This window comes from Kosakonia sp. ML.JS2a (genome assembly GCF_025642095.1).
Taxonomy (GTDB): domain Bacteria; phylum Pseudomonadota; class Gammaproteobacteria; order Enterobacterales; family Enterobacteriaceae.
The window spans coordinates 3,115,890-3,138,838 of record NZ_CP106754.1 but is presented as its reverse complement, the minus strand read 5'-3'; the positions used below and the strand labels follow the sequence as shown (position 1 = coordinate 3,138,838).

General features: G+C 52.5%; 26 protein-coding genes. 11 read left to right on the top strand and 15 right to left on the bottom strand.

What is annotated here, in order from left to right:
• Nucleotides 1-169: 169 nt before the first annotated feature.
• Complete coding sequence (locus tag N7922_RS14955) at nt 170-475, top strand: hypothetical protein (RefSeq protein ID WP_263097062.1); 306 nt, start codon at nt 170-172, stop codon at nt 473-475.
• Here the strand turns inward: N7922_RS14955 and N7922_RS14950 are convergent.
• Entirely contained in the window at nt 472-819 is a 348-nt protein-coding gene (locus N7922_RS14950; RefSeq protein WP_263097061.1) for a DUF488 domain-containing protein, read from the bottom strand. The two genes, N7922_RS14955 and N7922_RS14950, sit on opposite strands and share 4 nt — an antisense overlap.
• Entirely contained in the window at nt 816-1,283 is a 468-nt protein-coding gene (locus N7922_RS14945) for a DUF523 domain-containing protein (RefSeq protein ID WP_263100920.1), read from the bottom strand. Before N7922_RS14945 ends, N7922_RS14950 begins: the two co-directional genes overlap by 4 nt.
• A gap of 193 nt (nt 1,284-1,476) precedes the next feature.
• On the opposite strand from N7922_RS14945, the gene N7922_RS14940 reads away from it, so the two are divergent.
• Nucleotides 1,477-2,184 (top strand): CTP synthase, encoded by a 708-nt coding sequence (locus tag N7922_RS14940; RefSeq protein WP_263097060.1) that lies wholly within the window; start codon nt 1,477-1,479, stop codon nt 2,182-2,184.
• 39 nt (nt 2,185-2,223) lie between these two features.
• On the opposite strand, the gene N7922_RS14935 is transcribed toward N7922_RS14940, so the two are convergent.
• Nucleotides 2,224-3,411 (bottom strand): CynX/NimT family MFS transporter, encoded by a 1,188-nt coding sequence (locus N7922_RS14935; RefSeq protein ID WP_263097058.1) that lies wholly within the window; start codon nt 3,409-3,411, stop codon nt 2,224-2,226.
• A gap of 99 nt (nt 3,412-3,510) precedes the next feature.
• On the opposite strand from N7922_RS14935, the gene N7922_RS14930 reads away from it, so the two are divergent.
• From N7922_RS14930 to N7922_RS14910, 5 genes are all read left to right on the top strand, one after another.
• Nucleotides 3,511-4,296 carry an AraC family transcriptional regulator gene (locus N7922_RS14930; protein ID WP_263097057.1) on the top strand — a complete coding sequence of 262 codons (786 nt, stop codon included), beginning with the start codon at nt 3,511-3,513 and terminating at the stop codon, nt 4,294-4,296.
• Between the two features lie 204 nt (nt 4,297-4,500).
• Nucleotides 4,501-5,325, top strand: a complete 825-nt coding sequence (locus N7922_RS14925) for an ABC transporter substrate-binding protein (RefSeq protein ID WP_263097056.1) — start codon at nt 4,501-4,503, stop codon at nt 5,323-5,325.
• A gap of 1 nt (nt 5,326) precedes the next feature.
• A complete protein-coding gene (locus N7922_RS14920; RefSeq protein ID WP_263097054.1) occupies nt 5,327-6,148 on the top strand; it encodes an amino acid ABC transporter ATP-binding protein in 822 nt (273 codons plus the stop codon).
• Nucleotides 6,148-6,906, top strand: coding sequence for an amino acid ABC transporter permease (locus N7922_RS14915; protein WP_263097053.1), 759 nt, complete (start codon nt 6,148-6,150; stop codon nt 6,904-6,906). The genes N7922_RS14920 and N7922_RS14915 overlap by 1 nt, the downstream gene beginning before the upstream one ends.
• Entirely contained in the window at nt 6,896-7,588 is a 693-nt protein-coding gene (locus N7922_RS14910) for an amino acid ABC transporter permease (RefSeq protein ID WP_263097052.1), read from the top strand. The genes N7922_RS14915 and N7922_RS14910 overlap by 11 nt, the downstream gene beginning before the upstream one ends.
• On the opposite strand, the gene N7922_RS14905 is transcribed toward N7922_RS14910, so the two are convergent.
• The 9 genes from N7922_RS14905 to yeaG form a co-directional block, all read right to left on the bottom strand.
• Nucleotides 7,571-8,017, bottom strand: coding sequence for a DUF441 domain-containing protein (locus tag N7922_RS14905; RefSeq protein ID WP_263097051.1), 447 nt, complete (start codon nt 8,015-8,017; stop codon nt 7,571-7,573). The genes N7922_RS14910 and N7922_RS14905 overlap by 18 nt on opposite strands.
• Before the next feature lie 187 nt (nt 8,018-8,204).
• Entirely contained in the window at nt 8,205-8,702 is a 498-nt protein-coding gene (locus N7922_RS14900; protein ID WP_263097050.1) for a YbaK/prolyl-tRNA synthetase associated domain-containing protein, read from the bottom strand.
• Nucleotides 8,703-8,828: 126 nt separating this feature from the next.
• A complete protein-coding gene (locus N7922_RS14895) occupies nt 8,829-9,458 on the bottom strand; it encodes a class I SAM-dependent methyltransferase (protein ID WP_263097049.1) in 630 nt (209 codons plus the stop codon).
• 519 nt (nt 9,459-9,977) lie between these two features.
• The gene (locus tag N7922_RS14890) at nt 9,978-10,214 is read right to left on the bottom strand and encodes a hypothetical protein (RefSeq protein WP_263097048.1); all 237 of its coding nucleotides are present in this window, start codon (nt 10,212-10,214) and stop codon (nt 9,978-9,980) included.
• Nucleotides 10,214-10,474, bottom strand: a complete 261-nt coding sequence (locus N7922_RS14885) for a hypothetical protein (protein WP_263097046.1) — start codon at nt 10,472-10,474, stop codon at nt 10,214-10,216. Before N7922_RS14885 ends, N7922_RS14890 begins: the two co-directional genes overlap by 1 nt.
• 217 nt (nt 10,475-10,691) lie before the next feature.
• Nucleotides 10,692-10,955: a hypothetical protein gene (locus tag N7922_RS14880; RefSeq protein ID WP_143340529.1), complete on the bottom strand. Its 264-nt coding sequence runs from the start codon at nt 10,953-10,955 to the stop codon at nt 10,692-10,694.
• Nucleotides 10,956-11,288: 333 nt separating this feature from the next.
• On the bottom strand, nt 11,289-13,154 hold the full coding sequence (locus tag N7922_RS14875; protein ID WP_263097045.1) for a DUF4209 domain-containing protein: 1,866 nt from the start codon (nt 13,152-13,154) through the stop codon (nt 11,289-11,291).
• A gap of 594 nt (nt 13,155-13,748) precedes the next feature.
• Nucleotides 13,749-15,032, bottom strand: a complete 1,284-nt coding sequence (locus N7922_RS14870; RefSeq protein WP_263097044.1) for a YeaH/YhbH family protein — start codon at nt 15,030-15,032, stop codon at nt 13,749-13,751.
• Nucleotides 15,033-15,098: 66 nt separating this feature from the next.
• Nucleotides 15,099-17,033: a protein kinase YeaG gene (gene yeaG / locus N7922_RS14865; protein ID WP_061495010.1), complete on the bottom strand. Its 1,935-nt coding sequence runs from the start codon at nt 17,031-17,033 to the stop codon at nt 15,099-15,101.
• Nucleotides 17,034-17,464: 431 nt separating this feature from the next.
• On the opposite strand from yeaG, the gene N7922_RS14860 reads away from it, so the two are divergent.
• Nucleotides 17,465-18,211, top strand: a complete 747-nt coding sequence (locus tag N7922_RS14860) for a MipA/OmpV family protein (RefSeq protein ID WP_263097042.1) — start codon at nt 17,465-17,467, stop codon at nt 18,209-18,211.
• A 91-nt stretch (nt 18,212-18,302) separates the two neighbouring features.
• A complete protein-coding gene (locus tag N7922_RS14855; protein ID WP_263097041.1) occupies nt 18,303-19,160 on the top strand; it encodes an aldo/keto reductase in 858 nt (285 codons plus the stop codon).
• 43 nt (nt 19,161-19,203) lie between these two features.
• On the opposite strand, the gene N7922_RS14850 is transcribed toward N7922_RS14855, so the two are convergent.
• Both N7922_RS14850 and gapA read right to left on the bottom strand, forming a co-directional pair.
• On the bottom strand, nt 19,204-20,088 hold the full coding sequence (locus tag N7922_RS14850) for a D-hexose-6-phosphate mutarotase (protein ID WP_263097040.1): 885 nt from the start codon (nt 20,086-20,088) through the stop codon (nt 19,204-19,206).
• 75 nt (nt 20,089-20,163) lie between these two features.
• Nucleotides 20,164-21,159, bottom strand: a complete 996-nt coding sequence (gene gapA / locus N7922_RS14845) for a glyceraldehyde-3-phosphate dehydrogenase (RefSeq protein ID WP_263097038.1) — start codon at nt 21,157-21,159, stop codon at nt 20,164-20,166.
• A 342-nt stretch (nt 21,160-21,501) separates the two neighbouring features.
• Between gapA and msrB the strand changes: the two genes are divergently transcribed.
• Together msrB and N7922_RS14835 are read left to right on the top strand one after the other, a co-directional pair.
• Nucleotides 21,502-21,915, top strand: coding sequence for a peptide-methionine (R)-S-oxide reductase MsrB (msrB, locus tag N7922_RS14840; protein WP_263097037.1), 414 nt, complete (start codon nt 21,502-21,504; stop codon nt 21,913-21,915).
• Between the two features lie 39 nt (nt 21,916-21,954).
• Nucleotides 21,955-22,230, top strand: a complete 276-nt coding sequence (locus N7922_RS14835; RefSeq protein ID WP_263097036.1) for a YeaC family protein — start codon at nt 21,955-21,957, stop codon at nt 22,228-22,230.
• 61 nt (nt 22,231-22,291) lie between these two features.
• Here the strand turns inward: N7922_RS14835 and pncA are convergent, their stop codons facing one another.
• Nucleotides 22,292-22,939, bottom strand: a complete 648-nt coding sequence (pncA, locus tag N7922_RS14830) for a bifunctional nicotinamidase/pyrazinamidase (RefSeq protein ID WP_263097035.1) — start codon at nt 22,937-22,939, stop codon at nt 22,292-22,294.
• Between the last annotated feature and the right edge of the window lie 10 nt (nt 22,940-22,949).

The window sequence follows — 22,949 nt, the reverse complement described above, 5'->3', positions numbered from 1 at the left end:
ATCTTCTCTCGCAACCGGTCTGTGGCGACGTCATTTCGGCAAAGGTGAAAGGGGCGGGCATGATGGTTTCTCGGTGGTTTGCCATCACGGATCGTGACAATAACTGCCTTGCCAGGGTACACTTTCGATTAAGAATTATCTTATTTTCCAGCGAATACGTGAGAGAAGTATGTTCCAGTTACGACCGGGCAGCCTGGCAATGGTGATCGGTGCCCAAACTGCCAATGGACGGGGCAATATTGGTAAGTCGGTTGAATTGTTCGGGCTGTGTCAGCCGGGTGAACGCATGTTGAACCCGGTCAATGGCGTGATGACCGAATTGCCGCGCAACGCCACCCGCGCGCTGTGGCTGGTGACCGGCAATGTCACATCGTTTGACGGCCAGCATGGTTTTGCGTTTGTCCGCGCAGAACACCTGATGCCGCTGATGCCTGACAGCCAGCCGCAGGACGTGCTGGAACGCGTCATCGACTAAACCAGCGAACGCAGCCATTTCGCCAACACTTCAGCGTGGTTTTGCTGCGTGTCCTTCGCCGCGTATAACAGCGTGACGGTGCTTTTTTTACCCCGCGCTGCCAGTTGTTTCCCCTCGTCCTGGTGCGCGGCCAGCTCCTGATGATAGCTTTCACTGAAGGCGGCAAAATCGAGCGCCTCGCCGTGGAAGGCTTTGCGCAGCGCCGTCGACGGGGCCAGATCCTTATTCCACTCATCGTAGGGCAGGTCTGTTTTTTTCACGCCGCGCGGCCACAGTCTGTCGACCAGTACCCGGTAACCATCACTGTCGGATGCGGTGTCATACACGCGTTTGCATTGGATCACTGACTTTTCTCCCTTTCGTTAACCCAGGCGACCAGCGCCGGTAATTGCTCTGCGGAAAAAACGCGGATGCCATGTTGCTCCAGTAGTGCAGCGGCCACACCCCTTCCGGGTTGCTGCGTGCCGCTGAAGGCACCGTTATAAATGAACTGGCTGCCGCAGGTGGGACTGCCATCGGTCAATAGCGCAGCGCTGCACCGCGCGTGTTGTGCCGCCTGTAGCGCCAGCCATGCCGCCAGTTGGTAATGCGCTGTCACATCATGGCCGTTATTTTCGAGGATCCGTGCGCTACCGCGCATCACATCGGCCCCGTTGCCGCCGACGATTTCCGCCGGTCGTCGCGGAACCGCCAGGCCCGCGGCCAGCTCCGGGCAGTGGATGACCAGCCTGTTCTCCTGCTGCCAGTGCTGCAACGTCTCCTGTAGCGCCGCTTTTTCACTGCCGTTGTAACGCACTTTAAAGCCCATCAGACAGGCGCTGACGAGGATTTTAGTCTGCTGCACGGGTTCCGCCACTGTGATTAACTCCGGTAAATCCGATTTTTCATATCAGATGCAATAACAGGCCTGCCGATTTTAAGGTGTTGTGATGACATTAAAAGACGGCTAATGTGATATTCCTTATGTTACTCGTTATTGGCTCCGGCATAAGGACACTTTCATGCAGCATATCCCTCCGAAGAAAACACTCCGCATCGCGTTAATTGGCGACTATAACCATGACGTTGTCGCGCACCAGGCCATCCCGCTGGCGATTGACGATGCCGCCGCCGTGCTGGAGATCACCGCAGACTACGACTGGCTACCGACCAGTGAAATCAACAGTTATGAGGACCTGGTGGGCTATGATGCCATCTGGGTTGTCCCTGGAAGTCCTTATAAAAATGCCCGCGGCGCGTTTCTCGCCATCCAGTTTGCGCGGGAAAACGCCATTCCGTTCCTCGCCACCTGCGGCGGTTTCCAGCATGCGGTGATCGAGTATGCCCGCAATGTACTGGGCTGGGGCGATGCGGCGCACGCGGAAACCGACCACGAAGGTCGGATGGTTATCTCCGCGCTCAGTTGCGCGCTGGTGGATCAAACCGGCAACATTGAGCTGCGGCCCAATACGCTGATTGCCCGCGCGTATGGTCGCGAGATGATTGAAGAGGCCTACCGGTGTAATTTTGGTGTATCGCCGGAGTTTGCCCACGAACTGGAAAGCGGCAACCTGCGGGTGACCGGCTGGGATGAAGAGGGTGAAATCCGCGCGGTGGAACTGGTGACGCACCCGTTCTATGTCGCGACGCTGTTCCAGCATGAGCGCGCTGCGCTTGCCGGGCGACCGGTACCGCTCGTGCAGGCGATGCTGCGCGCGGCGTGCGAATAAGAAGAACAGGCCTGCGGGCCTGTTTTTTTTATGCGCGCCTTACGGGTTAACCCCTTCCTGATCACGACCCGCCAGCGCGCCGCACACCGCCATCACCACCGATAACAGCGCGCAGAGCAGCAGCGGAATATGCCAGTCGCCGCTGGCGTCGTGGATTTTCCCCATTAACGGCGGCCCGCAGGCGGCCAGCAAATACCCGACTGATTGCGCCATCCCGGAAAGGGCGGCGGCCTGGTGCGCAGAGTGGGCGCGCAGGCCGATAAACGTCAGCCCGAGGATCATTGTGGCACCAGAACCGAAGCCAAACACCACGACCCATAGCGCCGCATGACCGGGCAGTAGCCACAATCCCAGCGAACCGGCCGCGCACATCAGCGCCACCAGCGCGGCGATCCCGCGTTGATCGTTCAGACGAGGCAGGATCAGCGGTACCAGCAAGCCGGGGGCGGCAGTGGCTAACTGCAAAATACCGTGTAGTGAACCCGCCTGCATCTCGCTAAAGCCCAGCGTGGTCAGAATCGACGGTAACCAACCAATCACGATGTAATAAATTAACGAGTTGATCCCCAGAAACAGCGTAAGTTGCCACGCCAGCGCCGATCGCCAGATCCCACGGCTGTGCAATGCACCGGATTGGCTCAGGTTGGCGGCTGCGCCATAGCGTAATGCGGGTAACCAGAGCACCATCGCCAGCAACGGAAATACCATCAGCGCCAGCAATGCGCCCTGCCAGCCTGCGCCCTGTTCCGCCAGCGGCACGACGGCGGCGGAACCCAGTGCGGCGGCTGCGCCCATGGTCAGGGAATACGCGCCGGTCAGTTTTGCCACATGCCCGGCGAAGTCACGCTTGATCATTCCCGGCAACAGCACGTTTCCCAGCGCAATACCGCAACCAATAATCGCGGTGCCAACAAACAGCAGAACGGGAGAAGGGAGAGAGCGAAGGGCAATCCCGGCGCTAATCAGCACCAGCGCGGCAAACAGGCTGCGTTCCATACCAAAACGACGGGCAACGCCAGCCGCCAGCGGTGATATCAGCGCAAAGGCCAGCAGCGGCAGGGTGGTGAGCAGACCGGTCTGTGCCGTGGTGAGCCTATATTCTGCGCGAATGGCATCCAGTAACGGGGCCGCGCCGGTAAAGGTGACGCGAAGCGTGGTCGCTATCACCAGGATCCCGGCAATCAGCAGGGCGCCTTGTTTACCACGGGAATGAAGAGAGAGGGTCATTGGGTTCTCAGAATGAAAAACAGAGGCTTACGATAACGATTTTTTCTCCTGTTTGAATCAAGCTAAAATGACAGTTTATCGCTAAATTCGGACAAATTTATGCACGGACTCGGCCTTGGCGGTTACGATCCTGATAGCCAGCAGGAGGCAGCGGTGGCATTCGGCATTACCGTCAATGAAGATGAGCAGCGGATCCCGGCGCACTGTCATCGCAAGGGGCAACTGATTCTGGCGCTGAAAGGGGCGATCACCTGTGAGGTTGAGCATGCCCGCTGGATGGTGCCGCCGCATCATGCAATGTGGTTACCGGGTCTTGTTCCCCACAGCAACCGCGCCACGCCGGGGGCGCTGCTCTATTTTTTGTTTATCGAACCCTGGTCGGTGGTGATGCCGCAGCACTGCTGCACATTAAAAACCTCCTCGCTGGTGCGTGAGCTTATTGTCGCCCTGGCGTCACGTTCTCCTGCGCAGCGGCGGCAGCCAGCCACGCAACGGCTGGTGCAGGTGCTGTTTGATGAGTTGCCGGAACAACCGCAAATGCAGCTACAGTTGCCGGTGTCGTCGCACCCGAAGATTTATCAGATGGTGGAGAGCATGGAAGCCGACCCGGCTGGCAGACAAACGCTGACGCAGTGGGCGCAGACGTTTGCTATGAGCGAGAGAAACCTGGCGCGGCTGGTGGTGAAGGAGACGGGTTTAAGCTTTCGTCGCTGGCGGCATCAAATGCAGTTGATCCTTGCGCTGCGCTTGCTGATTGGCGGCCAGTCGGTACAGCAGATAGCCCACACGTTAGGGTATGACTCGACGACGGCGTTTATCACCATGTTTAAAAAAGGGCTCGGGCAGACGCCGGGTCGTTACCTGAGCGGCCTGGGGGGCGCGTAACATTTCCTGCTGCCTATCCCTTTATTTTTGTAAGGATTAGGCAGGTTTATGCTGGCAGGTGATGAAAGATAAGTTGTTAGTATGGATGAAATAGTTTTAATAACTTTTTCAGATAATCAATGCACTTTTTGATATTTGTCTGATGAATGGGGTTATGTGAATTTAGCGCTGAAATCAACACAATAACAGGGCGTAAGGATCAGCATGGCAACCTCATTACACACAACAAAAATCGGTGCATTTAGCGCACTGGCGCTGCTTTCAGCGCTCTCTTTTTCCGCACATGCGGACAAACTGGCCGATATCAAAGCCGCAGGCGTGGTTAAAATCGCCACCTTCGATGCGAACCCGCCGTTTGGCGCCATCGACCCGAAAACCCACGATATCGTTGGTTATGATGTGGACTTCGCGAAAGCGCTGGCAAAAAGCCTCGGCGTAAAACTGCAGCTGGTGGCGACCAACCCGGCGAACCGTATTCCGCTGTTGCAATCCGGCAAAGTGGATCTGATCGTTGCGGATATCACCATCACGCCTGAACGTGCGCAGGTGATTGATTTCTCAACGCCTTATTTTGTGACCGGGCAGCAATTCCTGGTGCCCGCTACGGCAGCAGACAAGCTGGATGCGTACAGCAAAGCGCGCATTGGCGCGGTGAAAGGCACGACTGGCGAGCAGGCACTGCATCAGCGTTTCCCGCAATCCCGCGTGCTGGCGTATGACGATATTCCGCTGGCCTTAACCGCGCTGCGTAACGGTAACGTGCAGGCGATCACCCAGGACAGCACCATTCTTGCCGGTTTGCTGGCGGAAGCGCCGGACAAGGCCAAATTCAAAATTCTGCCGGATCTGCTGTCGAAAGAAGAGATTGGCGTAGGCGTCAGTAAAGGTGAACCCGCACTGCTGAAAGCGGTGAACGATGAGCTGGTTAACCTTGAGAAAAACGGTGAAGCCGCGAAAATCTACGATACCTGGTTTGGTCCGCAAACCAAAACGCCGGCTCCGCGCAGCTTTACGATAGAAGCGAAGTAATATGTTGGCAGGTCTCTTCTCCGCCTCTGTGGCTACGGCCACGGAGGTGTTGCCCGTGGAAAAAGGCACGGTGGCGTTTCGCCGCGTGAGTAAACGCTATGGCGATAACACCGTATTAAATAACATTGACTTGCAGGTCGCCGCAGGCGAAGTGCTGGCGGTGTGCGGGCCTTCCGGGTCGGGCAAGTCCACACTTATCCGGCTGATTAACCAACTGGAAACCCTCAGCGGTGGCGAGATTTACGTTGATGGTCAGCCGACCAGCCAGCTAAAAGGGCGGGGATTGCGCGAGCTTCGCCGCCACGTTGGCTTCGTCTTTCAGCAATTCAATCTCTATGCGCACCTTAACGCGCTGGACAATATTACCCTCGCGCTACGGCGCATTCATGGCAAAACCGAAGCCCAGGCACGGGACATCGCTCTGGCGTTGCTGGCGCGCGTCGGGTTACAGGACAAAGCCTTGCACTATCCGGCGCAGTTGTCCGGTGGCCAACAGCAGCGGGTGGCGATCGCCCGTACGCTGGCGGCGGATCCGCATATCATTCTGTTTGACGAACCGACCTCGGCGTTGGATCCGGAGATGATTGGCGAGGTGTTGCAGGTGATGAAATCGCTGGCGCACAGTGGCATCACGCTCATCGTGGTGACGCATGAAATGCAGTTTGCCCGCGAAATTGCTGACCGGGTGATCTTCATCGACGGTGGCGAAATCCTTGAGCAGGCGACGCCGGCGCAGTTTTTCTCTGCACCGCAGCATCCCCGTGCGCAACGCTTTCTGCAGAAAGTGCTCAATCCACTGCATGCCGATAGCAAGGAGTTGTGATGGGGTTGCACCTTGACTGGGCGGGTGTGCTGACCGGGCAACCCGCACAATGGATCACGTCCGGCTTTCTGACCACCGTTTGGGTGACACTCGCCGGTATGGCGCTGGCAACCCTGCTCACGGTACTGCTGCTGGCGCTGCGGCTGGCGGGGGGAACGGTGGGACGCGGCGCCGTGGCGGTGTGGGTATCGCTGTTTCGTAATACGCCGCTGCTGGTGCAACTGCTGTTCTGGTATTTCGCCGCATGGAACCTGTTGCCGCAGAGTTTTCGTCAGTATGTGAATGACGATCATGCATTCAGTATCCTGCCAGGAGATGTCTGGTGGTTGACGCCGGAGTTTCTTTCGTCGGCCTGGGCGCTGGGTTTGTTTACCGCCGCGTTTCTGGTGGAGGAGATCCAGGCGGGGTTGCTGGCGGTGCCGCGCGGGCAGGTTGAAGCCGCGCAATCTCAGGGCTTCAGCAAACTGGCGCTGTTTCGCTGGGTGCTACTGCCGCAGGGGTTGCACAACGCCTGGCAGCCCGTTGTCGGACAGTATCTCAACCTGATGAAACTCTCGTCGCTGGCGACCGGTATTGGCTTTGCCGAGCTGACCTATCAGACCCGGCAAATTGAAAGCTATAACGCCCATGCGCTGGAAGCGTTTGCCATTGGCAGCGCGCTCTATCTGGCGCTGGGTCTGGTCATGAGTTTACTGTTCAATGCACCGCGTAGCTGGCGTATGCGGCAACGCACAGCGGAGGTGCGCCGTGATCGCTAACATTTCGGTGATTACCGATAATCTCGACTATTTACTGTGGGGGCGTGCGGCGCAAGGCGAGGTGGGCGGCGTACTGCTCTCGTTGCTGATGACCGCCGGCGCGGCGCTGCTGGCTTTCCCTGGTGGCATGTTGCTGGCGTGTCTCGCATGGCGTTTTCCCGGCTGGCCGCGAAAAATATTGTTCCTGTGGGCGGAGCTTATCCGCGGTATTCCGCTGATCTTTGTCATCTTCTGGTTATGGTTCTTGTTACCGTGGCTGACCGGTGCTGATTTGCCGGGGGCGGTGACCGTGACGCTGGCGCTGGCGTGGTTTACTTCCGCCTCGGTGATGTACTCCACGCTGGCGGCGCTGGGGGCATTGCCGAAAGGGCAATATGAAGCGGCGCTCAGCAGCGGGTTTGGCAGCGTGGCTATCCTGAGGCTGGTGTTGTTGCCGCAGGCGCTACGCAATGCACTGCCGTCTTACGTCGGGTTGCTGATAGCCCTGCTGAAGGACACCTCGCTGGCGTTTATTGTTAACGTACCGGAGTTGACCACCGTCGCCGGGCAGGTGAATAACCGGGTGCAGGTGTATCCGGCCGCGTTATTTATTTTTACCGGTCTGGTGTATTACCTGCTGTGCAGCGCGCTGGAGTTTGCCGTTAAACGCGGGCAACGGCGCGCGTCACTGCCGGCCAATTAGCAACGACACCAGACCCGCCGCAATCAGTGGCCCGACCGGCACCCCCCGGAACAGGGCCACACCTAACACGGTCCCCACCAGTAATCCCGCCACCAGCGACGGCTGTGAGCTCATCAGCGTGACGCCGCGCCCGCCCAGCCACGAAACAAACACGCCAACGGCGATCGCGATAAGTGATTTCCAGTTAACAAAAGAGTGCAGCAGCGTCGATGGCGGCAGCGATCCGCTGGCTATCGGCGCCATCACGCCAATGGTCAGAATGATGATGCCGATCGTCAGTCCCTGTTTTTCAATCCACGGGAAAAAGGTGTTTAGCGGTGTGATGCGTACAATAATCAGCACAAGAATCGAAACGGCGACCGTGGTGTTGTGACTGACAAAACCGAGTGCGGCCAGCGCGAGCAAAATAAACAGCGTGGTATCAAACATACAGAGGTTCCTTGCCAAAAATGAAACCTGTTTACTCTACGCGCAAATGCGTGATGAAACAGACAATTTTCTGTCGGCAGATGAAATTCAGGCAGTTGCCAGAAACGGAACCTTACTGCGTAATCACGGATTGTGATTACGCTGCTTCATGCCAGGTCTGCTGAGGGTCGTCGCCGCACGAGCGGTGTCAGAGACGGCGAAAATCCACCAGTTCTGGCTGAGCAATACGCAGATAATCCTGGGTATTCAGAATGACGGATTTTTCCAGCAGCCCGGCGTTAAAGGCAATGTCGTCAAAACGCTGAAACAGGATCGGATCTGCAACCAGTTGCAGCGCCGGATGAAAGCTGAAGGGCGGGATCGCGCCAAACACGCAGGCGGTTAATTCGTCCACTTCTGCCGGGCTTGCCAGTGAGGCTTTCAGCCCGCCAAAGTGCTGCGCCAGGCGGGAAAGATCGGCCTGAAGGTCCGCGGCGAGTATCGCCAGAACATGTTTTTGGATGCCGTTTCCTTTGATTTTGCATACCAGCGCTTTAGCGCCCTGGCCCAGTGCCGTCCCGCGAATTTCACTGACTTCTTCGCATTTGCCGACAGCGTCGTGTTCCACCACGTGAAAACGCGCGTTTTGGTGTTCAAGGAGGGTCAGCAGATGCTGGTGGACGTTACGGCTGGCAATCTCAGACATGAATATCTCCCGATACAGTTGAAGAGCATCAAGGATAATCCACGCAACGGATGATGAGAATAAAAAAGCCGCCTGAACAGGCGGCAAAAAATACAAGCACTACAAACAACGCTTTGTGTGTACTGTTTATTTTTTCTGCAAAAGGTAGCTGTTTTCAAAACCCGGAACGCTACCAATAACATCGAACCCGTTAAAGAAACCACCTGCACGCAGCAGATCAACCGCGGGGCCGACTTCCGGAGAGTATCTGTGGTCGCGATAGTCATCAAACACGATGAATCCGCCGCTGACGACAGTGGGGGAGTAGAGCAGAAAATCCACCAGCACATGCTGCTTGAGGTGACCACCATCAATATGCAGCAAAACGGTTTTTGGCGCGAATTCCAGTACGCGCTCAATGCTTCGCTCGGAGTAGCCGCGGATTAAATTGACTTCCGGGAAGATATGTTTGTGATAGAAGCCCAGTTCCAGAGGCTGGTTGGTCAGTTCCATCGGGTCGATACTGATGATGCGACGCTGACGGTTGCAGATCTCATTCATAAACGCGCTGGATTTGCCTTTCCAGACGCCGATTTCGATGATGTCGCCTTCCGCGCCGGAGTTGGTAATTAACCAGCACAGATAACCCAGCAGCTTCACGTGGTCATGGAACGACAGTTCCCGGCGGGGCATGGCCATTTCCGGCGGCAGAATCAACTGTGTCTGGGTGAATGTTTCACCGAGCGTGTCCCAGATGCTGTCAATGAAAAGTTTCATTTCTGCGTCTTGTATGAAGACCTTCAAGTCCTCCAGATCAAGCATTATCTCTCACCCTGTCTCTGTTCAGTCATCGCTGCGCCAGTCTGCGCCACGATTTGCAATGATTAAAATGTGCCACATTAATTTTTGCGCAAGCCGGGAAATAGCTGCGATTTTGCACGGCAATTCATGCTTTAGACCAATAGATCGGGGGCGTTGTGAAACTGGTCACAAAACAGTGCCGATCGGGGTGAGGCGGGAAAGGGCCGGTTATGCGGAATGCTTACACAACCTATTGCTGACCACCTCCTCAGGAGGTGGTGTTCATGCAGGGATAAAAATAAAAAACCAGCCTCAAGAGGCTGGTTTTTCCGGGGAATTTGGGTCGGCACGAGAGGGTTTGAACCTCCGCCCCTGACACCCCATGTCAGTGCACGTTATCTTAAAAGCCGCTTTGTGCCATGAACGGCCCTTCATATCTTAATATTGAGAGCTTTAAACCGCTTTGCTAATGAAGACAGGCGATAGCGCTGAAACTCACCAAAGCCAACGTCGCTTGGGCTCTTGCCAGGCTCCCTGCCACAGGTCAAAACGTGTGAGTGGTTCAAGTTTTTTTTGAACGGCAGCTTCACCCGCGGATGAGATACTTCGCTCCGAAATGGAAACACCGAAAAGGCCTTCAGCGACCGGAAATATTTCACATTCTGATGTCAGCGATCCCAATGCTTTTTCTATCTTGTTACGTTCTGCTTTGATAATTAACTGAAGTCCCATCAGTTTTTAAACTCCACAATGGCTACCTGCTCAAGCGCTTGCCTGACCTGGGCCTGAACCTGAACAGGGATGGACTGCCCTCTGATGTTATAGACGACCCGGCAAGTTTGAATGTGCGGTGGAAGCTGCGATAGTCCCCAGCATATTCTGGCTATATTGTATGCAATACTGAGTTTTATCGATTCCGGGGATGCCAGACCGTGGTTGGCCACAAGGAGAAACTCACCGCGTTCTTCATTTATAAACTCCGGGGTAAACATTACGCCTCCCTTGTATTACGGTCTTCGCCGACTTCTGACAATTCACTGCTTTTTCATCAATGCTTTATCTTAGCAGGAATTCTGTTCGAGTCACGATGTCGGCTCCTCGCTCACTGCAGACCTTCAGCTCAGTTTGCTAGTCTGCTTCGTGCCAGGAACGGGCGTTGATTACATCATCGTATGTTAGTCTACGGGGAGCAGGTCAAATGACCCGTGATTATCGTTTGCGCAACTGTTCTATTTGCGTCAGCAGGCGCTTAAAAGTATCGATAGCCCTCCACAACTGATATTTCATATCGAAATCCCAATCAGGGCAACCAATAAGCTCTGACTTGAATAGTTTCAAACCGAAGTGAATTGCGGCAATTTCATCACGACCGCAATTTAGGGCGATCCCGGCAAGTTGAGCATCACTCAGAGGTCCATGCGGCGTATCCTTCCAAACTTTGTGAAAATGCCGGTAAATCGTTTCTAGTGCCATTTGTTTAAGTAGTAAAAGCAAGATTGCTATTGATTATCGTCCGGACTGCTGGAAACTTCTCTGTTTTTTGCATGCTAAATAACCATCGAAGTTGCTAGTACAAACGCCTTCAGCATGCAGAATAATGCAGAATAAGTGCACACTTCCGCAACTCGCTCACAGCAGACATGATGGTCACGCAGTCTGTCCGCTGCGTACCAGGAGCAGACGTTGCTATCATCTATCTATATCATCTATCTGTATCAATCTGTGGGGAGCAGGTCAGTTTCATTCAGGCGCATAAGAAATATTTTTAATTTCCGTATTTACAATAAATCGAAATATTAGATAAAGTTAAAGCGTCATCTCAATTTGCGGTATTACTTGGTCTTTCCAGCAATGAAGAATGGGTAAACAAATGAGTCTATAAATGAACCAACAAGCGTAGATAGAATCTGGCTGGTAACAGTCTCCAGCCGACAGTTTACCATGTGCAACCTTGTGCCTTAGTGAAGGGCCTGCTTTATAATGGAAAAGCATATCGATCTCATGTACCATATCCTCACCAAATATTTCTACTAAATCACTACGTTTATTTTCCAATAGCCCTGACAATGAACGGTCCTCCTGAAGACCGCCCTCCAAAAATTTGAATGAATCTCTTCCGCTACAGAATAAAATATGGCGTAATGTATTCTCTAATTGAGGAATTAATATATACGCGGCTGATGCAAAATCACCTTGCCATAAACGCGCAAATCCTAAACTGTAGAGATGTTCATGGCCAAAAGGAACAAAACTACTTAAACTCACAATAGCATCGAAATGTCTTAGTTCTACGGCGTATTGTCGCATCGTGGTATGTCGGGCTGGCTTAATTCTTGATTCAGCAATAAAATATCTAAGGTTACTCATATGTATAATAGAATTCGATTTCAACCACTCATTGTTAGGGTCTTGCTCTGAAGAGTGGTTGGACGTTTTAGCTATAGGCTTGCCTTCTTGGTCAATATATATTGAAGTGGGAAATAAAATGGATAGTCCACTGCTATTGTTGTTTGAAATTTCTTCTTTTAAGCTTTCAATAGTTGGTGATTTAGATAATATTGCAAAGCAATACAGTATTTCCGGTAGGCCTATGTTTGTAAACTGAGTAATTGTTTCATTGCATTCTTCTGATAGGTCACAAGGCATGTTATATGGAAACATCTCAGAGAGACTGGCAAGTTGTAAATCCCTTAATTTAACTCGGAGAATATCAATTTTATCCTGAAATCCTCCCGCTATTTGAAGTTCTGTTATAGCCTGTCGAACCCAAGAAGCTTTTGCAGCATAGCTTGAAACTTGTTCACACATTCTTAGGGTTTCATTGGAGTACTCTTCTAAACAGCGTCTGCGACCTTCAGTGTTTTTATTTTTTAGATGGCATCGTGCTGCAAGTGCCCATACTTTTTTTCGCGCTTCTGGGTAATCATTTATACTTCCCCTGTTAACAATGTTTTCTGAATCATCAGCTACTTCTTGCCATGTTTTTATTTTATAACCTATAGCTAACTCTCCAATTCTAGAAAATGCTACATATATACATTTTCCATAAGTGAAGTTATAAAACTGTTCAAAAGTCTCTCCTAGATAACTTGGAATACGATCGCGCTTACCCATCATTCCATTTATATATAAAGCTCTCTGTAATAAATTGATTAATTCAAATAACTTTGTGAAATTATCGGTGTCGCATTTTTTGTTTATATGTTCAAGAGCTATACTAGAATATGCTTTAACCGCTTCGATGCCACACTTGTATTCCTTACGATCATTTGACCATACGATATCTGCAATTCGGCCTTTTAATGCTAAATTATTAATAAAATTAACAATATCTGATAGAAGTGAGTTGTAATCATTTTTTATATTTTGAGGTGTGAACATTTTATTTTCCGCGTCTTGCCATCTTGGATGCCAGGTTTCAGCCGGATCGTCAGATGATATTCGCATTGAACATAGCGTCGCTAAGAGTTTATATGCTCTGTGAGCAGAATGGTTATCGTTGTTTAAAGCTGTAGATGCTAATTTGCTTAGTTCAAGCCACATATCTAAATCACAAAGTTCTTCATAATCGTCTAACAACGATGCAAGGGGGATGCTGTGTAAATCATCAATAGTAGTTATATTGTCAAGCGGGATTTTACTTTTTCTTCCCTGATTCGTTGAGTCTGCCATAGATTTGTCCTTTCGTTAAAAATTTTGAAAAGGTGCTTTAAACTTTCATCCGGTTAGGTTTCTAGAACAATTTACTTGTAGAACTGGAAAAAAGCATGTGACCTTAATCTCTTCATAATAATCTAACTATTGATAATACTCGAAGTTATGGTGGGAAATTTGTTGGATTGACTGGGATCGTTGAAGGTGGTCTCGCTATCGGTGTGGAAGCTCAGCGTTTAATCACAAAAGATCTAAAAAAAGATCCATCTATAGTGTAGTGGTTTAATGAATTTGGCCACTTTAAAAGATATGTTAATTTCCGCTCCTCGCTCGCAGCGGACGTTGCTGTGCCACAATTTAACTCAGAAACCTTCGTAATATTCAGCAGTAAGGAACAGCAAGCCGTTGAATGACCGGGTGAGATTTTTGAGCGGGTATTATGAATAGTCAAACTAACGTGAGATAACGCGACTGATTTAAAATCCCTTGTCTCTATCGGAAAATCATTCCCAAAAACCAGACATAAGCTTCTGATCTTATTCGACATTTTTAACACTCAAAATGAAGAAAATCAGCCAGAAAAAAATAGCTTAACTGGCTGATTTATAGGGTTTAACTTCCTGAGGTAGCGCTCTGTTTGTGGAACAACTCGCGGAACACCGGATAAATATCTTCCTGGTCACGGATATGCTGGATGGCGAAGTTATCGAACATCGTTTGCAGATGTTCGTACTCGCGCCATAGCGTCTGGTGCGCACGGCGAGTGATCTCGATATAGCTGTAGTAACGCACCACAGGCAGAATTTTCTTCGCCAGGATTTCGTGACACAGCGGCGAGTCATCCGCCCAGTTATCACCGTCCGACGCCTGTGCCGCATAGATATTCCACTGCGCCGGGTCGTAACGATCTTTGACCACTTCATCCATCAACTTCAGGGCGCTGGAGACAATCGTGCCGCCGGTTTCCTGTGAGTAGAAGAACTCGTGCTCATCCACTTCTTTCGCCTGCGTGTGGTGGCGGATATAGACCACTTCAACGTTTTTATACGTCCGGCTCAGGAACAAATAGAGCAGAATATAGAAACGCTTGGCCATATCTTTGGTGGCCTGATCCATGGATCCGGACACGTCCATCAGGCAGAACATGACGGCCTGGCTGGAAGGCTCAGGGCGTTTTTCGTAATTTTTATAGCGTAAGTCAAAGGTGTCGATAAACGGCACACGCTCGATCTTCGCGCGCAGTTCCGCAATCTCTTTGCGTAATCGTTCCTCTTCAAGCAGTTGTGCAGGTTCGCTTTTGGCAACCGTATCCAGACTCTCTTCCAGTTCTCGCAGTTCGCGGCGTTTACCGGCCGTCATGGCCGTGCGGCGGGCGAGCGAGTTCTGTAGCGAACGCACCACGCTGATGTTCGCCGGTACACCGTTGGCGGTGTAGCCGGCACGGTGGGTTTTAAATTCATTGAGCTGCCGTTGCTGGTTTTTTTTCAGGTTCGGCAGTGCCAGATCCTCAAACAGCAAATCGAGGTACTCATCTTTGGAGATCTGGAAAACAAATTCATCTTGTCCTTCACCGTCCTGGCTGGCTTCACCCTGACCGCTGCCACCACCGCCACCGCCGCCTTGTGGGCGTTCGATACGGTCGTTTTGAACAAAATGATCGTTACCCGGATGCACACGATGGCGCAAACCACCGCGCCCCTGATGAAACATCGGTTCGCTGATATCCTCCGTTGGGATGGAGACGGATTCGCCGTTCTCCACGTCGGTCACCGAGCGCTTGTTGATCGCCTCGGAAATCGACTGTTTTATTTGCGCTTTATAACGGCGTAAAAATCGCTGGCGGTTAACCGTGCTTTTATTTTTGCCGTTCAGACGCCGGTCAATGAACCAGGTCATAGTTCCCTCCCGCTGCGTATGCCAACTTTGCTGCCAGGCCGCGCCCGTGACGCGGCCTGTGCGTTGTTATGATGATTTACGTACACGCAGATACCATTCGCACAGCAGGCGAACCTGCTTACGGGTGTAGCCTTTCTCCATCATACGATCGACAAAGTCGTCATGTTTTTTCTGCTCGTCGGTTGAGGTTTTGGCGTTGAACGAAATCACCGGCAACAGCTCTTCGGTGTTCGAGAACATTTTTTTCTCGATAACCGTGCGCAGTTTTTCGTAACTGGTCCAGTTCGGGTTGCGGCCGCTGTTATTGGCACGGGCGCGCAGCACGAAGTTGACGATTTCATTACGGAAGTCTTTCGGGTTGCTGATCCCGGCGGGCTTCTCGATTTTTTCCAGTTCCGCGTTCAGTGCTTCACGGTCAAAGAGCTGACCGGTATCCGGATCGCGGTACTCCTGATCCTGGATCCAGAAGTCCGCATAGGTGACATAACGATCAAAGATGTTCTGCCCGTATTCGGAATAGGACTCCAGGTACGCCGTCTGGATCTCTTTGCCGATGAACTCGGCGTATTTCGGGATCAGATAGCCTTTCAGGAACTCCAGGTAACGTTCCGCCAGCTCTTGCGGGAACTGTTCGCGCTCGATTTGCTGCTCCAGCACATAGAACAGGTGCACCGGGTTCGCCGCCACTTCAACATGGTCGAAGTTGAAGACGCGGGAGAGGATTTTAAAGGCGAAACGCGTCGACAGACCGTTCATCCCTTCATCCACCCCGGCGTAGTCGCGGTACTCCTGGTAAGACTTCGCTTTCGGGTCGGTGTCTTTCAGGCTTTCACCATCATAGACGCGCATTTTTGAGTAAACGCTGGAGTTTTCCGGCTCTTTCAAACGCGACAGAATCGAGAAGCGCGCCAGTGTTTCTAGGGTGCCCGGCGCGCAGGGCGCGTGGGACAGCTCACTGTGATTAAGCAGTTTTTCGTAAATTTTGATCTCTTCCGAGATACGCAGGCAATAAGGCACTTTGACGATGTAAACACGGTCGAGGAATGCCTCATTGTTTTTGTTGTTACGGAACTGCACCCATTCTGATTCGTTCGAGTGGGCAAGAATGATGCCGTTAAAGGGCAGGGCGGAAATCCCTTCGGTCCCGTTATAGTTCCCCTCCTGCGTGGCGGTCAGCAGCGGGTGCAGCACTTTGATGGGCGCTTTAAACATTTCGACGAATTCCATGATCCCCTGGTTGGCGCGGCACAGTGCGCCGGAGTAACCGTAGGCGTCAGGATCGTTTTGCGCGTGGTTTTCCAGTTTGCGGATGTCCACTTTACCCACCAGCGCCGAAATATCCTGATTGTTTTCGTCACCGGGTTCCGTTTTCGCAATTGCTATCTGCTCCAGAACCGACGGCCACACTTTAACTACCCGGAATTTACTGATATCGCCACCGAAGTCATGCAGGCGTTTTGCCGCCCACGGTGACATGATGGTGCCGAGATAGCGCCGTGGAACGTTGTACTCTTTTTCCAGGATCTGCGCGTCTTCCTGGGGGTTAAACAGGCACAGAGGATGGTCGTTAACCGGGCTGCGCTCGCCATTTGCGCTCAGCACGTAAATGGGCACACGCTGCATCAGCGATTTCAGGCGTTCAGCCAGTGACGATTTACCCCCACCCACCGGGCCAAGTAAATAAAGGATCTGTTTCTTCTCTTCCAGTCCCTGTGCAGCATGCTTGAGGTAAGAAACGATCTGTTCAATGGCTTCTTCCATTCCATAGAACTCTTCAAACGCCGGGTAGCGTCCAATGACCCGGTTCGAAAAGAGACGGGAAAGCCGTGGCTCCTGGGCAGTGTCAACCATCACTGGCTCACCAATGGCCATCAATAGCCTCTCTGCCGCGTTAGCATAGGCACTGCGATCTTGCTTACATATTGCAAGAAACTCCTGCAGTGTGAACTCTTCGTCCTTGGCAGCTTCATAGCGCTGGCGATAGTGATCGAATATATTCATGGCATGCCGTCCTTTCGTTTTTTTAGCACAGGTTAAGAGCCGTTCATATGAGTAGTAGAGGCTCCCGGAAGCGTTAACTGAACGACGCTGAATGTCATACAGCAACCCTTATGCCAGGTTGCCAGTCATTAACCAGGTGCGTGTCAGGTAAAACGTCTTCTTAAATTAAGCGTAGATGGCTTTGCAAAACTTGCATGCCGTCAAAAAACAATTTCAATGACATATCAATAACTCATCCAAAAAAAACTGCTTTTGAGATAAGCGTCAAGTGGCGGCGTCTTATGCCGGTCATATAATTGCAAGCTGCCTGTCATTTAATGACCGCAGAGTAATGGGTTTAGTTTTGTAATGATTAGGTAAAAAAATTTGGGGTCGATGTGCCGCGCGGTTAAACTTCTCGCGCAATTATTTGACTACGGAAAGGAAGGACTGTGACCAAAATCAAACTTCTGGCACTGGGTGTGCTGACTGCAAGCACCGCATTTGCGGCTAGTGCAGAAAATACCTTTTCTCTTGGCGCGGGGGTAGGTGTTGTTGAATCCCCGTATAAACAGTACGACAGAGAGGTTCTCCCGGTCCCCGTTATCACCTATGAGAGTGATAATTTCTGGTTCCGTGGTTTGGGCGGGGGTTATTACCTGTGGAATGACGACGCCGACAAACTCTCTATCACCGCGTTTTACTCCCCGTGGCGCTTCAAGCCGAAAGACAGCGATAACAATCAATTGCGCCAACTGGACAGCCGCAAAGCTACGGTCATGGCGGGGCTCTCTTATATCCACAATACGCCATACGGTTTCCTGCGCACGACGCTTGCTGGCGATACGCTGGATAACAGCAACGGCATCATTTGGGATGCGGCGTGGCTCTATCGCTATACCAACGGCGACCTGACGTTAACACCGGGTATTGGCGTGGAGTGGGCGAGCGACAAACAGAATGAATATTACTACGGCGTTTCCCGCGCCGAAGCGCGCCGTAGCGGTCTGAACAGCTACGATCCGGACAATGGCTGGAGCCCTTATCTGGAGCTGAGCGTGAGCTACCGGCTCTCTGATAGCTGGAGCGTGTACGGTACCGGGCGCTACACGCATCTGTCTGATGAAATCAAAGACAGCCCGATGGTGGATAAGTCCTGGGCGGGGCTGTTATCCACAGGGGTGACCTACCGTTTCTGATTGTGCACTTTAACAGTGCAATCTGTGCATCAAAACAGGGCCTCAGGCCCTGTTTTGCTTTACGCTGGTGCGTTTATCGCAGGAGGATGGTATGGCAGAGAAAAACGTCACGTTTACAGGTCAGGTTATTCTCCCCGCCGTGGGCCAGGGAACCTGGTATATGGGCGAAAATGCGCGGCTGCGCAAGTCCGAGGCGGATGCACTGCGTGCGGGCGTCGAACGGGGACTGACGCTTATTGATACGGCGGAAATGTATGCTGACGGCGGGGCGGAAGAGGTGGTTGGCGACGCATTACAGGGCGGCCTGCGCGACAAGGTCTTTCTGGTTTCCAAAGTCTACCCGTGGAATGCCGGTGGCAAGAAAGCCATTGCTGCATGTGAAGCCAGCTTGCGCCGTCTGAAGACCGATTATCTTGATCTCTATCTGCTGCACTGGCGCGGTAACTATTCACTGGCGGAAACCGTCGACGTGATGGAAACGCTGATGCAGCAGGGGAAAATTCGCCGCTGGGGCGTCTCCAATCTTGACTATGGCGATATGCAGGAGCTTTCCCGCGTGACCGGGGGGAGCGCGTGCGCCACCGATCAGGTGCTATATCATCTGGGATCGCGAGGTATTGAATACGATCTGCTGCCGTGGTGCCAGCAACAAGGGATGCCGGTAATGGCATATTGCCCGCTGGCGCAGGCGGGACGTCTGCGGGACGGCCTGCTGGAAAACCGCGTGGTGCAGGATATTGCCCGGGCGCATGGCGCAAGCGCGGCGCAAATTTTGCTGGCGTGGGTTATCAGTCATCATGGCGTGATCGCCATTCCGAAAGCGGCAAGCGTTGCGCACGTAGAAGAAAATGCGGCGGCGCTGGGCATTACGTTGAGTCCGGATGATCTGTCCCGACTGGATAACGCCTTCCCGGCACCAAACCGTAAAACGCCGCTGGATGTGGTGTAACACGTTTTTTACCCTCTCCGCCGGGAGAGGGTAAGCGCAGTGATTAGCGTTTAACCACGCGAATGGTCTGTGCCAGGCGGGACGGTTTCTCTTCGGTGGTTTTCTGCGGTACGGTCGCATTGACCGATTCCACGCACACGAAGGTCTTGTAGCCGTCATCCGGCATGTCAGTCATGCTGGCGGAAAGCGCCGGACCCGGGTTCCACGCCACCACGTTGGCATTGTGGCTGTGGATTACTTCAATCTTGCGATTCAGCGCATCGTCATGAATCACGCTGCAGGCTTCTGCGTTCAGATAGACGCGATCGGTACGGTCCGGGAACGTCTGTACACCGTCGGCCAGCACATCTTCTTTTGCGTCATTCACTTTATCGATCAAGCGATCGCCCAGCCCGCTGACTTTCACCGCCGCGATATCGCCAACGTTGAAATAGGTATGCAGAGCCGACGTGGTTTCAAATTCACCGTGGGCTTCCAGCTCCATTTCACAGGTTGCGCCCAGCTTATAACGGGCATACAACGTGAAGTCATGCGGCCAGAATTTGCGAGAGGCATCGCTGCTTTGCAGTTCAAATGTCAGCACCACGCCAGCAGCGTCTTCGTTATGGGCCTTCAGCACCCATGGCAGATTACGCGCAAAACCGTGTGCAGGCAGTCCTTGCTCTTTCGCCGGGCCAAACCATGGCCAGCATACAGGCACGCCGCCACGCAGCGCGACGCCGTTTTTAAACGGGGTATTGCCGCTCAGCCACAACACTTCTTCTTCACCTTGCGGTTTCCAGGAGAGCAGATGCGCGCCCTGCAGGGCGAAGGAGCCTTTTACCTGCGGATGGTCGACGACGATCACATCCAGGTCGTCCATTTTGCGGCGGGAAAGAACGGGGGTAATTTGTTCGACTACCGGAAGTGCAAAAATTTTATTAATCATTAACGCAATCCTCTGTCTTCAAAACAAAAAAAGAGCGACCGAAGTCGCTCTTTCAGATCATGTTCTCATCTCAACTTATTTGGAGATGTGAGCGATCAGGTCCAGAACTTTGTTGGAGTAGCCAGTTTCGTTGTCGTACCAGGAAACCAGTTTCACGAAGTTGTCGTTCAGTGCGATACCCGCTTTAGCATCGAACACGGAAGTGCAGATTTCGCCGTTGAAATCGGTAGAAACAACGTCGTCTTCGGTGTAACCCAGAACGCCTTTCATCGCGCCTTCAGAAGCGGCTTTGATGGCTTTCTTGATTTCTTCGTAGGATGCTGCTTTTTCCAGACGAACGGTCAGGTCAACAACGGATACGTTCGGAGTCGGAACGCGGAACGCCATACCGGTCAGTTTGCCGTTCAGTTCCGGCAGTACTTTACCTACTGCTTTAGCAGCACCGGTAGAGGACGGGATGATGTTCTGTGCTGCGCCGCGGCCGCCGCGCCAGTCTTTGTGAGACGGGCCGTCAACGGTTTTCTGGGTTGCAGTGGTCGCGTGAACAGTGGTCATCAGACCTTCGATGATGCCGAAGTTGTCGTTGATAACTTTTGCCAGCGGAGCCAGGCAGTTGGTGGTGCAGGATGCGTTGGAAACGATGTCCTGGCCAGCGTAAGTTTCGAAGTTAGCACCGCGTACGAACATCGGAGTGTTGTCTTTGGACGGGCCAGTCAGAACAACTTTTTTCGCGCCAGCGGTGATGTGTTTACGTGCAGTTTCGTCGGTCAGGAAGATACCGGTCGCTTCAGCAACAACGTCAACACCGATTTCGTTCCATTTCAGGTTAGCCGGGTCTTTCTCAGCAGTAACACGGATGGTTTTGCCGTTAACAACCAGGTGGCCGTCTTTCACTTCTACGGTACCGTTGAAACGGCCGTGAGTGGAGTCATATTTCAGCATGTACGCCATGTATTCAGCGTCCAACAGATCGTTGATACCAACGATTTCGATGTCAGAACGTTCCTGAGCAGCACGGAAAACAATGCGACCGATACGGCCAAAACCGTTGATACCTACTTTGATAGTCATATATTCCACCAGCTATTTGTTAGTGAATAAAAGGTTGGCTGTAAAATTACAAAAACCTTACGCAGCGTCAAGCGGAATCGTGTCAATCATTGCGACAAATCAATCCTCCGCATAACCTTTGTTCGACTGACTCGCCTCACTCTTCCTTTGAGCATGTCCACACATGGGGACGCCGCCCGGAATTTTAAAGGTCAGACAGGATAAAAATGTGAAGCTACTCACAATTCCCCGGCAGCTTTAACGCAACTGCTAAGTTTAGAACAAAAGTTAACACCTGAGTGTTAATGTTTTGTTAGAATTGGGCTGAAAAGTTGTCGAGTTTTTAGCGTGAGATGTGAGCAAATGGCGAATAATTCTTCTGAAAACGACCTGAAAAAAGATCTGACGGAAATGCAGTTTTATGTGACGCAAAATCACGGCACTGAACCGCCGTTTACCGGGCGTCTGCTGCATAACAAACGCGACGGCGTGTATCACTGTCTGGTGTGCGATGCCGCGCTGTTTCATTCTCAGACCAAATACGATTCCGGCTGCGGTTGGCCGAGCTTTTTCGAACCGGTGAGCGAAGAGGCCATCCGCTATATCAACGATTATTCTCACGGTATGCAGCGGGTGGAAATTCGCTGCGGGAAATGTGACGCGCATCTCGGGCATGTGTTCCCGGACGGTCCACAACCTACCGGTGAGCGTTATTGCGTCAACTCCGCGTCGTTGAGCTTCACCGATGAGGAAAATGGTGACCAGACACGCGGTTGAAAAATCGATTCAGCGATTATTCCATTGGAGTTAAACAGGATGAGTGTTGATCAAATCGTTAACAGTATGACGCCGGAGATCTACCAGCGTCTGGTGACCGCCGTAGAATTAGGCAAATGGCCGGATGGCGTCGCGCTGACGCCGGAGCAAAAAGAGAACAGCTTGCAACTGGTGATGCTGTGGCAGGCGCGAAATAACACCGATGCGCAGCACATGACTATCGATACCAACGGGCAGATGGTGATGAAGAGCAAGCAGCAACTGAAAGAAGATTTTGGCATTGCGGCAAAACCGATAGCGACGTTTAAGTCATAATCGCACTGTGCCCGGCAGAAAAGAACAGGCGGAAGCTCACTTCCACCTGAAACAGGGTCGACTACAATTCACCCTGCGTTTCCTGCCAGTCCGCCAGCGTATAGAGCGTGGCGCCGGCCGCGGCCATTGCCATAAATGCCTGCGGGCTATCCTGCGGATCCAGATTCACGCCACGGCAGCCATCCGTGATCACATTGACCTGGTAACCCAGTTGCAGGGCATCCAGTACGGTGAATTTGACGCAGTAATCGGTGGCTAATCCCAGCACTATCAGCTCGGTGACGCCATGCTGACGCAACCAGCCGTCCAGCGCGGTTTTCTGCCGGTGACCGTTATCGAAAAACGCGCTGTAGCTGTCAATCAGCGGGTTTTCGCCTTTGTGGAATACCGCATCAATAGCCTGTTGCCTGAGCAACGGGTGCAGTTCCGCGCCAGCGCTGTTCTGCACGCAGTGATCCGGCCAGAAGGTTTGTGCTAATCCATCCAGCTTGCCCAGGCTAAAGGGCGGAACGCTATGTTGACTGGCGAAGCTGCCGTGATCCGCCGGGTGCCAGTCGAGGCTGGCGACCACGGCGTCGCCACGCGCGACACACCACGCCATCATGGCGTTGGCGACATCCACGGTGCTGTCGCCTTCGGCAACCGCCAGTGCGCCGCCCGCGCAGAAATCATTCTGAATATCCACCAGCAGCAGTGCGCGTTGCGTCATGGCTTTCTCC